Below are 13,099 nucleotides of genomic sequence, written 5' to 3' on the forward strand. Positions count from 1 at the left end.
CCGGTCCGGAGCTTTCCTCACACCATGACCCAGCACGCATTGGAACGGGCCTATGCTGCGCGGCAAGAGGGCGACGATGCAGGCGCTGAGGCTCTTTGCAGGACAATGTTGCAGGGCGATCCCAAGAACTTTGCCGCGCAGAGCCTGCTGGCGGTATGCTTGGCCGAACGGGGTGAGATCGCCGATGCCCGGCCACTCGCCGAGCAAGCGGTGGCCGACGAACCTGACAACTGGCGTTTCCTGCTCAACCTGTCGGTTATCCGTGAAATCGACGGGGATTCTGGCGCGGCCCTCGATTGCGCCAGAAGTGCGACCGGTCTGGCTCCTGAGCGGTTCGAGGCGTGGGGGCGTCTTGGTGACCTTGCCGGGATGCAAGGAAAGTTCGAGGAGGCGATCCTTGCGCTCGAGCGGGCATCGGATCTCAAAGAAGACCATCCGGCCCTTGCATTGCGTCTGGCGGGCGCCGCGTTCGAAACCGGGAAGCTCGATATTTGCCAAAAGGCTATCGACCGGTTCGAGCGGATCGTACCGGGGCATCCCGATGCCCTGCGCCTGAAAACCCACCTGTTGCGAATGCGCGGCGACCGCGCGGCGTATGGTGAAGCAGCGTCACAGTGGCTCGCTGCCGAGCCAAACGATCCTGCTGCGCGTGTTGCGCTGGCGCACGCATTGGCACAGCGGGAGGACTATGACGGCGCAGTCGAAACCTATCGCCCGCTGGTCGAAGCCCATCCAGACGATGCGGCCCATGCCGCCGCGCTGGCGCAGTATATGCTTTGGGCCCGTGAATTCGAAACGGCGGAGCGACTGTTCCTGCGCGCACTAGAGCTCGACCCGAAGCACGGCGACGCTGCCGCGGGGCTGGCGCGCCTGCACATCTATCGAGGGGAGATGGATAGCGCGGAGCGCTTGGCCCGCCAGGCAATCGGCGCCGATCCGGGCAATGTAGAAGGCTATGCACAGCTCGCGCTTGCGACCAACTCGGCGCTGACAGATTCGGAACTGCAAAGGTTGCGCGCCTTGGCCGATGACCCCCGGCTCGAGCCTGGGCATAGGGTAGTTGCGGGGTTCACGGCAGGCGAGGTCCATCACCGGCGCAAGGAATTTGGCGAAGCATTCGACGCATGGATAAAGGCCAACGAGTTGAAGCGAGCCAGTCCCGGCGATGTTTCTGGAATTCACTATGATCGAGAGCAGGCCGAGCAATGGACCGACCGGCTGCGCGCGACGTTCCGCGAGGTTCCGGACCAGCGGACCTCTGCGATAACCGGCCAGCCGACACCACTGTTCGTCGTCGGCATGCCACGCTCGGGGACGACCTTGCTCGATGTCGCACTGGCGGCACACCGCGATATCGCTTCCGGCGGCGAGCTCCCGGCGATGCCCGGCATCCTTGAACGGTTCATGGAATGGGCGAGGGCGGAAAACTGGCTCGGCGGGCCAATACCGGAGGCGATTGCCGAGGCAATGCGCGCAGCCTATCTCTCGCAGTATGCACGCTACGGGATCGCGGAAGCGAAATTCGTCGTCGACAAGCAGCCGCTGAACTTCCAGTCGGTCGGCCTGATCCGGCACCTCTTTCCCGCTGCCCCGATTATTCACATTCGTCGCAACCCGCTGGAAACCGGCTTTTCGATCTTCCGGAAGAATTTCACCCGATCATGGACGTTTTCGACCTCGCTGGCGGATATCGGCCATTTCTACGGCCAGTATATGCGCGTCACCGATCACTGGCGCGATATCGACGGCGACGCGTGGACCGAAGTCCGGTTCGAGACGCTTGCTGCCGGGTTTGAATCGCAAATGCGCCGTATTGTCGAGCATATCGGGCTCGAATGGGATCCAGCGTGCCTCGACTACCACAAACGGTCTGCGATCGTGACGACATTGAGTTCAACCCAGATCCGCAAGCCGCCGTCGACCGATCACATCGATTCCACTTCGCCCTATGCAGTGCAGCTCCAACCGCTAAGGCTCGCGCTCGAACGAGCGGGAGTCCGGGTTTCCTGATCGGAGCAGCAAGGAGTGCCATGTTCGCCTTGAACTGACCTGCCTTCAGGTCCTAGCGGATGCGCGAGGGGAAATTTCCATGTCCAGACATGCATTGGCCGAACATCGCCCGTGGCTGCTCGCGAGCCTCGCCGCATCGCTGGCCTATTATGTGGTCACTCGGGGTTGGATGCCGGGCGCGCCGATGCCCGAGCTCTATCTTGCCATCCTCAAGGGGGCCGGGGTCGGGATCCTCGCGGTCTTCGCCTGGGTGCGACATCCTGAGACCGATGCGAAGATTATCGCGCTGGTCATGGCACTTGGCGCGCTGGGTGATGCCCTGCTGGACCTTTTCTTCCAGGTCGGGGCCGGCTTCTTCCTGTTGGGTCATCTGGTCGCATGTGTATTTTATGTCAGACACCGGAGGAGTTCCTATCGGTTCAGTCAGGTCGGCGCAGCCTTCGCGATACTCGTCATGACGCCTACGGTTTCATGGCTACTGACCAGAGACCCACTGGTCCTGCTATATTCGGTTGGTCTCGGCGCGATGGCGGCGACGGCTTGGGCGAGCCGCTTTTCGCGTTACCGGGTCGGTCTGGGCGCGGTGCTTTTCGTCATTTCGGACTGGCTGATTTTTGCCCGGTTGGGGATTGCCGACGCAGGGCTGATCGCCGATTGGCTCGTTTGGCCAATTTACTATTCGGGGCAGTTCCTGATCGCCACCGGGGTCATCCAGACCTTGCGCAGCGACATGGCGGACCGCTAGCCGTCCCAAGCCGCGATGGTGGTGCGATGCAGTTCGCGGCGGTGGCCTTCGTAGCCGCCGCTCGCGCGATGCAGGACCGAGCGATTGTCCCACAGCACCAGCATGCCGGGTTCCCATTTGTGCCGATAGACGAATTCGTTGCGGACCTGCCACTGGGCCAGTTCCGAAAGCAGTGCGAAAGCTTGCGGCTGATCCATGCCTTCGATGCCGATGACGTATCCCAGCGTCGAGAAAATCGCCTCCTCGCCGGTTTCGGGATGACGCCGCACGAGCGGGTGGCGCTCGACCTTGCGCGCGCTTTCGTCGGGGCGGATCGCCATCGATCGGCCCGTGTCCTTCTCGCCATAGGTGCCATCTGGCGCATAAGCGAGTTGGGCCGAATGGAGCGCCGTCAACGCCCGCAATTCGGACTTTCGGACGTCTGGCAGAGCGGCAAAGGCTGCGATCTGGTCCGCGAAAAACGTATCGCCCCCAACCGGCGGGATTTCGACGGCCAGCAGGCAGGTCCCGGCGGGTGGTTGCGGCAGAAAGCTCCAGTCGCTGTGCCAGTTCTCGGCAAACAACGGGGTCGTTTCGTCCGCCTCGCGCAGGATTGCTGCGATGTGTTCGCGCCCCTCGATCGGTGCGAAGAACGGGTCCTCGCCAAAGCCGCCCATGCGAAGGGCGAACCGTTCCAGGTCATCATCGTCCATAGACTGGTCGACGAAAGCGAGAACGCGATGCTGCAACCATGCCGTCCGAATCGCAGTGACCGTATCCTCGTCCAGTTCGCTTGCCAGGTCGATGCCGCTGATACGCGCACCGCACGCCTGAAGGCTTGGTTCGACCTGCAGCGTCACGCAGGAGGCTCCTCGCCGATGCTGTCATCACGGTCGAGCGTGGTGTCGGGGGTCGTGACCTGTTCCTTGCGCGCCTCGATTTCCCCGGCGATCGCTTCCTCCGCCTCGTTCTCCGGCTCTTCCTGCTCGTCGATCAGCGCGGCCCCGACGATATGCTCGCCTGCGGCAACGTTGAAGATGCGCACGCCGGAGGAATTGCGACCGATGATGCGGAAGCCGCCCGGGTCCTCGCCTTCCAGCAAGTGCCGCATCTGTATCGGCAGACGGATCAGCTTGGCCTGATCGGTCACCAGCATCAGCTGCGAACCGTGCCGGACCGGAAAGCTCGCTACGACCGGACCGTTGCGCCCCGGGTTGCTTTCGGGCGTGCCGATATTGGTCAGGCCCTGGCCACTGCGACCGATGGTGCGGTATTCGTAGGAGGACGATATCTTGCCATAGCCATTGGCGGTAATGGTGAGAACGAACTCCTCGCCCTCTGCCATGCGCTCCACTGTTTCTGCATCGAGCGCCTGTTCGGCGTCGTTATCCTTCCACGGTGCGGCGCGCAGATAGGCGTCACGCTGTTCGGTCGTCCATTGGCCCGCGTCGAGCACGGCCATGGAAACGACCTTCTGACCTTCCTTGAGCTTCATCCCACGAACGCCGATGCCTGTTCGGCTCTTGGTCTCGCGCGCGTCGGTGGCGGAGAAGCGGATCGCCTTGCCACTGTCGGAAGCCAGGAAGATATCCTGCGCTTCAGTCAGCAGCTCAACCCCGATCAGTCGGTCGCCCGATCCTTCGACGAACCCCATCGCATACTTGCCCGCGGTCGGCACGTTGGCGAAGGCATCCATCGAGTTGCGCCGGACCATGCCCTGCTCGGTCGCAAACACGATGTTGAGCTTGCCCCACTCGCTTTCGTCCTCGGGCAGGGGGAGGACGTTGGTGACTCGCTCGTCTTCGCCCAAAGGTAGGAGGTTCACCATTGGCCGGCCCTTCGTCTGCGGCCCGCCTTCGGGCAGCCTCCAGACCTTCAGACGGTAGACCCGCCCGGTGTTGGTGAAGAACAGCACCGGATTATGGGTCGAAGTGACGAACATCTCGACCACGGCGTCCTCGTCCTTGGTCGCCATGCCGCTACGCCCCTTGCCGCCGCGCGCCTGCGCGCGGAAAGCTTGCAAGGGGGTGCGCTTGATGTAGCCGCCGTGAGTAACCGTAACGACCATCTCTTCGCGTTCTATCAGGTCCTCGTCCTCGAGGCCGTCCCATGCGGGCGCGATTTCCGACAGGCGCGGGGTTGCGTAGAGCTGGCGGATCTCGGTCAGCTCGTCACGCATCACGCCATAAAGCTTTATCCGGTCGGCGAGGATCGAGAGATATTCCTCGATCGCCAGAGACAGCTCCTTGAGCTCGTCGCCGATCTCGTCGCGACCGAGCGCGGTAAGGCGATGCAGCCGCAGTTCGAGGATCGCCTTCACCTGCCGCTCCGAAAGCTTGTAGGTACCGCTTTCCTGGTCGGCGGAGGGTTCGATGGACTCGACCAGCTTGATGTACTGCGCGATGTCGCCGATCGGCCATTCCTTGGTGAGCAACTTGGCGCGTGCTTCCCCCGGGTTCGACGAGCTGCGGATCATCGCCACGACTTCGTCGAGGTTCGACACCGCGACTACCAGCCCGAGCAGGATATGCGCCCGCTCGCGCGCCTTGTTCAGTTCGAACTTCGTCCGCCGGGTAATCACTTGCTCGCGGAACGCGATGAACGCCTGGATGAAATCGCGCAGCGTCAGGACTTCGGGACGCCCGCCACGGATCGCCAGCATATTGGCCGGAAAACTCGACTGAGCGGGGGTGTAGCGCCAGATCTGGTTGAGCACCACGTCGGCCGAGGCATCGCGCTTGAGATCGACCACCACACGAACACCTTCGCGGCTCGATTCGTCGCGAATGTCCGAGATGCCTTCGATCCGCTTGTCCTTCGCCGCCTCGGCGATCTTCTCGACCAGTCCGCTCTTGCCGACCTGATAGGGGATCGAAGTGAGCACGATGCATTCGCGATCGCCGCGGGTCTTCTCGATCTCGTGGCGGCAGCGCATCAGGATCGAACCGCGCCCGGTGGTATAAGCCGCGCGCGCGCCGGATTGGCCGAGGATGAGCGGGGAGGTCGGGAAGTCCGGCCCGGGAATGATCTCGAACAGCTCTTCCGAAGTGATCCCCGGATTCTCGATAAAGGCGAAGCAACCGTCGATCACTTCGCCCAGGTTGTGCGGCGGGATGTTGGTCGCCATGCCGACCGCGATGCCGCCGGCCCCGTTGACCAGCAGGTTGGGAAAGCGGGCCGGGAGGACGGTCGGCTCGCGCCGCGAACCGTCGTAGTTGTCGGTGAAATCGACCGTATCCTTGTCGAGATCGTCGAGCAGGCTGTTGGCGACCTTGGCAAGCCGCGCTTCGGTGTACCGCATGCTCGCCGGCGGATCGGGGTCCATCGAACCGAAATTGCCCTGACCATCGACAAGCGGCACCCGCAGCGACCAGTCCTGCGTCATGCGTGCGAGCGCGTCGTAGATCGCGCTGTCGCCATGCGGGTGGTAATTGCCCATCACGTCGCCGACGATCTTGGCGCTCTTGCGATAGGGCCGTCCGGCGACGAACCCGCCTTCCTGGCTGGCAAAAAGTATCCGCCGGTGGACCGGCTTGAGGCCATCTCGCACATCGGGCAACGCGCGGCTGACGATCACGCTCATCGCGTAATCGAGGTAACTCGTCTTCATCTCGTCGACGATGTCGACGCGAGCATAGTCACCGGTAGGAACCGGAGGATCGAGGATTTCGTTATCGTCGCTCAAAGGGGGTCTTTTCAGCTACTTCCGCAGTGCGGACAAATCAGAATGCCAATGTAGGGGAAGGGGGGGCAAACCGCCAGTTTTCAGACCGGCATGAAGGCTCGAGAAAGGGTGTTTTCCACATATGTCTGCCCCAAAGCTTAAGCCGCGCCGGATCCGGCATTCAAAACAGGTTCAGCCAGCGAAACCTAAGAGGGTTTGCAATCCGGAACGCGAAGCGGCACTAGCGCGCGTGTGAGCCGTATTCCGCCCCTCGAAGGCACGAACACCTAACAATGGGAGACACCCAAATGTTTTCACTCGCCCGCATCCCTGCACGTCGTGCAGGTTCGAACATGGCGCTCGCCATCGCACTCGCCACCGGCGCCGTGGTCGGTCTCGCAGCGACCGCGCCTGCCGCTTATGCGCAAAAGCAGCCCAAATCGAACAACAGCAAGGGCTTCATCGCAGTTTACGGTCCGATCCTCGAACTGAGCAAGGCAGAGAGTCCCGACGAGGGCGCTCTTCGAGCCGGGGTCGATCAGGTGGTTGGCGCGATCGAGAATGCGGACGACCGCTATGCTGCCGGTGCCTTCGCCAACAATGTCGGCGTCGATCTTGGTGACTATGGCCTGCAGCGGAAGGGGATTACCCTGATGCTCGAAAGCGGCAAGGTTGCTCCCGATCAGGTCGCGAAGTTCCATCACACGGTCGGCCAACTCGCCTACAATGATGACGATTACGCGGCGGCGCGCGACGCATTTCAGAAGGCGCTTGAGGCCGGCTATAGCCGCAAGGACCTGTTCCCGCTCCTGGCGGACACCTATTTCCAACAAGAAGACTATGCGACCGGCCTTGCAATGTACAAGACCGAGATGGAAACCTTGACCGCCACCGGTGAGAAGCCGCCGCGGGAGTGGATCACGCGGGCGCTCGCGACCTCCTACAACAACGATCAGGCGATCCCGGCGATCGAATTCGCCACCATACTGGCGCGCGAATACCCGGCAGTGGAATCCTGGCGCGATGCGATCAACATCCAGCGAAACCTGGTGCTGATGGAAGGGCCTGAGCTGCTCGACCTGATGCGGCTTGCGGATACCGTCGGTACAATGGATTCGGATCGCGACTATCTCGAATATGCCGATGCTGCGGATGTCCTGCGCGCGCCCGGCGAAGTGAAGCGTGTCCTGGAAAAAGGGATCGCTGCCGGCAAAGTCAGCGCCGACGAACTGGTCGTAAAGGAGACTCTGACTTCGGCAAACTCGCGGGTCGAGGACGACAAGAAGGATCTGGTCGACCTCGAGAAAGATGCCATGGTTCCTTCCGCTACGGCATCGTTGACCACCGAAGCGGGCGACGCATTCCTTTCCTACCAGATGTACGACAAGGCGGAGGCGGCATATCAGCTCGCGCTCGGGAAGCCCGGTGTCGACGAGGCGAAGGCGAACCTGCGCCTCGGCATTGCGCAGTTGATGCTGGGCAAGAGCGAAGAGGCAAAAGCGTCGTTTGCCAAGGTCAAGGGGCAGAGGCGCCCTGTGGCAGGTCTGTGGTCGGTCTATGCCGATCAGAAGGCTTCCGCCACGATGTGATCTCTTGACGAGATCGCAGTCGAATGAGGGGCGCGGAGGGAACTCCGCGCCCTTTTCGTTTCAGCGCAACCGCTTGACGTAGAGGTGGCCGTTGTCGCGCCGTTCGACCTGGTACTGGTCCAGCGCCTCGAACAGGTCCGACAGTCGCTTGTATCCATAATTGCGCGCATCGAAGCTCGACCTGTTGCTGGCAATGTTGCCGACTTCGCTCAGCGAAGCGAAACCGCCCTGGTCGCGCTTGGCGGCTTTCCAGGCCGATCCTAGCAGTTCGACCAGATCGTCTTCGACGGGCGCAACGGCGGATGTTGCTTGTGCCCTTTGCGCCGGTTGCTCATCCGCCGCTCCGGCAATCAGCGCATCGATATCGATGAAACGGGTGCAGACGGACTGGAACGCTGCGGGGGTCTTGGCCTTGCTGCCGAAGCCGTAAACGATCAACCCATCCTGCCGCAGCCGCGTGACCAAAGGGGTAAAGTCGCTGTCGGAACTCATGATCCCGAAACCGTCCACCTTGCCCTGATACAGCAAATCGATCGCATCGATCGTCATCGCCATGTCGGTGGCGTTCTTGCCTGCGGTGAGGTCGAATTGCTGCTGAGGACGGATGCCGAACTTGTGTGTGATCTTGTCCCAGTTCTGCAGATTTCCTTTGGCGAAATTGCCATAGGCGCGCTTGATATTGACTTGGCCGAGCTCCGCCATGACGGTCAGGACCGGATCTATCCCTTTTGGCGAGGTGTTATCCGCATCGATCAGAAGCGCGATATTCTTGTTCTGGTTGTCCATTCGGTGAGCATGGGGGACCGACCGAAACCCCGCAAGCGCTTATCCCGCAGGATGGAATTCGCCGTTCGCTTCATCGAGCAAGTGAAGCACCCCGTCGGCAATCGCGAAGTAGGTGCCACGCAATGCCAGCGTTCCCCGTTTCTCCTTTTCGATAACGCAGGGAAACGTCCGCAGATTGGCGAGGCTTTGTTTAACTGCAGCCAGTTCCATGGCGCGCTCGGCCTCCCGCCCGGTGGTCCCCAGTTCCCTTACAATCGGCTCGCGAGCTTCATCGAGGAGCCCGATCCAGTCGGCCACGAAGCCGCCCTGTCCCGGCTCGTTGCCGTGAAGGTCCTGTGTAAGCGCCGCCTGGCAGCCGCCACACATGCCGTGACCCATCACCATGACCTCCTTAACGCGAAGGAACTGCACCGCAAATTCAAGCGCCGCCGAGACTCCGTGGTAACCCGGCGAAGTTTCGAAAGGCGGCACCATTGCGGCGACGTTGCGGACCACGAAAATCTCGCCCGGGTCGACATCGAAGATTTGCGCCGGATCGACCCGGCTGTCGGAACAGGCGATCACCATGACCTGAGGCGACTGCCCATCGCTGAGCGTTGCCCAGCGCTCGCGGTTGATGCTCCAGGCACCCGAGCGAAACCGGCGATATCCCTCGACAAGGCTGGCGAGGGGTGATTCGGGATTGCTATTCATGCCTTGTCGATGCCTGTGGGCATTGCCTCTGGCAAGTGGCGCGCCTAAGTGGCCTGCATGAACGACCTGTCGACAGCTCCCAGTGTGGATGGCGAACGTCCCGTACGTCAGCGCAAGCCCGACTGGATCAGGGTCAAGGCGCCCGTCAGCAAGGGCTATCACGAAACGCGCAAATTGATGCGCGATCTCAAGCTGAATACGGTGTGCGAAGAAGCGGCTTGTCCGAACATCGGCGAGTGCTGGGAAAAGAAGCACGCCACAGTGATGATCCTCGGCGATGTCTGCACCCGGGCCTGCGCGTTCTGCAACGTCAAGACCGGCATGCCGCGCATGGTCGATCCGATGGAGCCGGAGAATGTTGCGATTGCGGCGGGCCAGATGGTCCTCGAGCATATCGTCATCACCAGTGTCGACCGCGATGACCTGCCGGATGGCGGGGCAGGGCAGTTCGTCAAGGTTATCAAGGCGCTTCGGCGCGAAACGCCGGGTACGACGATCGAAATCTTGACGCCGGATTTCCGCGGCAAGATGCGAGCTGCGGTCGAGGCGATTTGCGAAGCCGGGCCGGACGTTTACAATCACAATCTCGAAACCGTGCCGCGGCTCTATCCGACGATCCGCCCCGGTGCCCGCTATTACGCATCGCTCCGACTGCTCGAAGAGGTGAAGTCGCACGATCCGCTGATCTTCACCAAATCGGGCATCATGCTGGGGCTGGGCGAAGAGCGGCTCGAGGTGCATCAGGTGATGGACGACATGCGCTGCGCGGATGTCGACTTCATCACCATGGGCCAGTATTTGCAGCCCACCCCCCGGCACGCGAAGGTGGCGGATTTCGTCACCCCGAAGAGTTTCGCTGCTTATGGTTCGATCGCGCGCGCGAAGGGCTTCCTTCAGGTCGCATCGAGCCCGCTGACCCGCAGCAGCTATCACGCTGGCGACGATTTCGCCCAGATGAAATCTGCACGCGAAGCGAAGCTGGCGAAACCCGAACGGGCCTGATGCCGCTGATCCACGAACATCGCCAGCTACCCTACTCGGCTGAGCAGATTTTCGACCTTGTCGCCGATGTTGCGCGTTATCCGGAGTTCTTGCCGTGGGTCGTGGCGACACGGGTTCGGGAAGACAGCGAATCCGAGATGCTCGCCGACATGGTGGTCGGGTTCAAATCGCTGCGCGAGAAGTTCACCTCGCGGGTCGCGAAGGAGCGGCCGAACAGGATCGTCGTGCACTATGTCGATGGCCCAATGCGCAACCTCGATAACAGCTGGTCCATCACGCCACTTGGCGATCGGAGTTGCGAAGTCGATTTCCGGGTCGAGTTTACCTTCAAGAGCCGCGTGTTCGAGGCACTGGCCGGACAGTATGTCGACCGCGCGTTTCGCAAGCTGATGGGGGCTTTCGAGGAGCGGGCAGCCGAGCTTTACGGCAGCAGCAGTTCGAGCGCGACCAGCGCGGCCTGACGACGAATTTCGGCGCGTCCGAGATCGCCGAAGCGCTGCATGTCACCTTCCTGCTTGCAGTCTTCACCCTTGATCGCCCGCGCGAAAACGACCGTGCCGACCGGCTTCAGATCCGTTCCGCCCGATGGACCCGCGACCCCGCTAACGGCGACCGCGACGTCGGCCTTGCTGTGCGCCAGCGCTCCCTGCGCCATGGCCCAGGCGCAGGCGATCGACACCGCTCCGAAAGTCTCGATGATGTCGGTTGCGACACCTAGAGTTTCGACTTTCGCCTCGTTCGAATAGGTCACGAAACCCCGTTCTAGCACGGCGGACGAACCGGGAATCTCGGTAAGAGCGGCGGCGACCAGCCCGCCGGTACAGCTTTCGGCCAGGGTGACCGTGCGCCCGATTTTTGCATTCGCTTCTACGACGCGCCGCGCCAAGGCGATCACGTCAGCAGGCAGGTTGCCGTCGCTCACTCGCCATCCGTCGGGCAAATGGCGATATCTTTAGACTTCGTCATCGAGGCGAGAAATGCGATCAACTCGGCCGTTCCTGTCGCCGGCAGCGGTTCCAGCAATTGCAGTCCCCGCTCGATGCGCGAACAATCCCTGGGCTTAATCTCCGCGCCGATCTTCTCGATCACGATCGCGTCGACGAAGGGGCGCAATGCGTCCTCGGGCAGGGATTGCATCAATTGCCCGAAACTCGGGTCTTCGCTGCCCGCGAACTGGCCCAGCAGGCGCAAAGCGCCGGGCCAAGCGCCATCCTGGTGCGCGGCGAATTTTGCCTTAAGCTCATCGCCCTGCAACGCGAGATAGCCGTCTGTCTGGAGCGTGGCGCTGCAACGCCCCTCAACAGCTTGCACGATCAGCGGCATCGCATAGACAATGCCGGCGGACAGGTCTGCCTGCGGCACGCATGCCTGGCCATAAGCCGCGTAGGGCTGCGAAAGCGCAATCAATCCAAGCGCGGCCCCGGCCGCCCTGCAAATTCGTCCGGACATAGTCTAGGCATCTCCCGATAGCATGGTCGCAACGGCTTGAGCCGCAATCCCTTCATCCCGGCCGGTAAAACCCAGCCGTTCGGTCGTGGTCGCCTTGACGCTAACCTGTGACGGCGAAATTTCCAATATCTGTGCAATCCGCTCGACCATCGCCTCCCGATGCGGGCCGATCTTCGGCGCTTCGCAAATGATCGTTATATCCACGTTGCCGACGCGATATCCAGCGGTCTTCGCCAATTGCCGGGCATGCGTCAGGAACTGGTCGGATGCTGCGCCCCTCCATCTCGGATCGACTGGGGAGAAGTGCTGCCCGATGTCGCCGGCACCCACAGCACCGAGAATGGCATCGGTCAGCGCATGCAATGCGACGTCGGCATCGCTGTGGCCCACAAGTCCACTGCTGTGATCGATCCGTATTCCGCCAAGCCACAGCTCTTCGCCTGCGCCAAGACGATGGACATCGAAACCGGTGCCGATCCGGACGGATGGCACTGTCACGGAAAAATCCTCTGCGAATGTCAGCTTGCGCAGCGCTTCGTCGCCCTCGACAAGGCGCACTTCGTGTCCCGCTGCCTGCGCGACTTGCGCATCGTCGCCAGCTTCGCGCGTGATATCCCACGCGCGGTGGGCGGCAAGAATTTCGCCGAAGCGGAAGGCTTGCGGTGTCTGGACCCGGCGCAATTCTTCCCGCCGCGCCGTTCCAGCCATCAGTCCATCGCGCGCGACCGCGATGCTGTCGACCACCGGCAAAACCGGGATAGCGCCCGTCTCCCCATCGAGCGCCTCCAGCAATCGCTGGATCACTGCCGGGCGAAGCCCGGGTCGCGCCGCATCGTGAATCAGGACCCTGCCGGTTGGACAGCTCTCAAGTGCCTCGAGCCCCGCTAGCACGGACTCGCGTCGACTCTCGCCGCCTTTGACCAGCGCAGCCATGGGAAAGGGCTGGGCAATCGCCTGGGCCATCTCGTCAGCGGGATCCGGAACCACCACGATGATCCGCGCCGCGCCGCTCTCGCCAAATGCGGATAGCGAATGGGCAAGTACCGGCTTGCCTCGCCAGATCGCAAACTGCTTGGGCATCGGTTGTCCTGCACGCAGTCCCTGCCCTCCGGCGACAATGATCGCGTCAAACGGACTTCGAGTAGAGGAGGGGGGCGCACCATCGAGCATCGGGACGGGCGC

12 protein-coding genes are annotated in these 13,099 nt (G+C 62.1%); 5 read left to right on the forward strand and 7 right to left on the reverse strand.

The genetic code is table 11. The annotated features are described in order from the left end of the window. The first annotated feature begins 24 nt into the window (after positions 1-24). A complete protein-coding gene (locus NSO95_RS07505; protein WP_257595569.1) occupies positions 25-2,010 on the forward strand; it encodes a tetratricopeptide repeat-containing sulfotransferase family protein in 1,986 nt (661 codons plus the stop codon). 79 nt (positions 2,011-2,089) lie between these two features. After that, a complete protein-coding gene (locus tag NSO95_RS07510; RefSeq protein WP_257595570.1) occupies positions 2,090-2,755 on the forward strand; it encodes a lysoplasmalogenase family protein in 666 nt (221 codons plus the stop codon). On the opposite strand, the gene NSO95_RS07515 is transcribed toward NSO95_RS07510, so the two are convergent. Beyond that, entirely contained in the window at positions 2,752-3,594 is an 843-nt protein-coding gene (locus tag NSO95_RS07515; protein ID WP_257595571.1) for a TauD/TfdA dioxygenase family protein, read from the reverse strand. The two genes, NSO95_RS07510 and NSO95_RS07515, sit on opposite strands and share 4 nt — an antisense overlap. Beyond that, positions 3,591-6,419 (reverse strand): DNA gyrase subunit A, encoded by a 2,829-nt coding sequence (gyrA, locus tag NSO95_RS07520; RefSeq protein WP_257595572.1) that lies wholly within the window; start codon positions 6,417-6,419, stop codon positions 3,591-3,593. The genes NSO95_RS07515 and gyrA overlap by 4 nt, the downstream gene beginning before the upstream one ends. Before the next feature lie 287 nt (positions 6,420-6,706). On the opposite strand from gyrA, the gene NSO95_RS07525 reads away from it, so the two are divergent. Further along, on the forward strand, positions 6,707-7,987 hold the full coding sequence (locus NSO95_RS07525) for a hypothetical protein (RefSeq protein ID WP_257595573.1): 1,281 nt from the start codon (positions 6,707-6,709) through the stop codon (positions 7,985-7,987). A gap of 60 nt (positions 7,988-8,047) precedes the next feature. Here NSO95_RS07525 and NSO95_RS07530 read toward each other — a convergent pair whose 3' ends face one another. Together NSO95_RS07530 and NSO95_RS07535 are read right to left on the reverse strand one after the other, a co-directional pair. Further along, positions 8,048-8,773: an NYN domain-containing protein gene (locus NSO95_RS07530; RefSeq protein WP_257595574.1), complete on the reverse strand. Its 726-nt coding sequence runs from the start codon at positions 8,771-8,773 to the stop codon at positions 8,048-8,050. Between the two features lie 39 nt (positions 8,774-8,812). Further along, the gene (locus NSO95_RS07535) at positions 8,813-9,466 is read right to left on the reverse strand and encodes a carbonic anhydrase (RefSeq protein ID WP_257595575.1); all 654 of its coding nucleotides are present in this window, start codon (positions 9,464-9,466) and stop codon (positions 8,813-8,815) included. Between the two features lie 57 nt (positions 9,467-9,523). Between NSO95_RS07535 and lipA the strand changes: the two genes are divergently transcribed. Next, entirely contained in the window at positions 9,524-10,468 is a 945-nt protein-coding gene (gene lipA, locus NSO95_RS07540; protein WP_257595576.1) for a lipoyl synthase, read from the forward strand. After that, entirely contained in the window at positions 10,468-10,929 is a 462-nt protein-coding gene (locus NSO95_RS07545; protein ID WP_257595577.1) for a type II toxin-antitoxin system RatA family toxin, read from the forward strand. The genes lipA and NSO95_RS07545 overlap by 1 nt, the downstream gene beginning before the upstream one ends. Here NSO95_RS07545 and NSO95_RS07550 read toward each other — a convergent pair. The 3 genes from NSO95_RS07550 to NSO95_RS07560 are packed head-to-tail and all read right to left on the reverse strand — an operon-like array spanning position 10,890 to position 13,087. Continuing rightward, the gene (locus tag NSO95_RS07550; protein WP_257595578.1) at positions 10,890-11,390 is read right to left on the reverse strand and encodes a CinA family protein; all 501 of its coding nucleotides are present in this window, start codon (positions 11,388-11,390) and stop codon (positions 10,890-10,892) included. The two genes, NSO95_RS07545 and NSO95_RS07550, sit on opposite strands and share 40 nt — an antisense overlap. Then, the gene (locus tag NSO95_RS07555) at positions 11,387-11,917 is read right to left on the reverse strand and encodes a hypothetical protein (RefSeq protein ID WP_257595579.1); all 531 of its coding nucleotides are present in this window, start codon (positions 11,915-11,917) and stop codon (positions 11,387-11,389) included. The genes NSO95_RS07550 and NSO95_RS07555 overlap by 4 nt, the downstream gene beginning before the upstream one ends. 3 nt (positions 11,918-11,920) lie before the next feature. Further along, on the reverse strand, positions 11,921-13,087 hold the full coding sequence (locus NSO95_RS07560) for a bifunctional 2-C-methyl-D-erythritol 4-phosphate cytidylyltransferase/2-C-methyl-D-erythritol 2,4-cyclodiphosphate synthase (RefSeq protein ID WP_257595580.1): 1,167 nt from the start codon (positions 13,085-13,087) through the stop codon (positions 11,921-11,923). Positions 13,088-13,099 lie beyond the last annotated feature (12 nt).

It is taken from the genome of Parerythrobacter lacustris, assembly GCF_024626475.1.
In the GTDB taxonomy this organism is placed as follows: domain Bacteria; phylum Pseudomonadota; class Alphaproteobacteria; order Sphingomonadales; family Sphingomonadaceae; genus Parerythrobacter_A; species Parerythrobacter_A lacustris.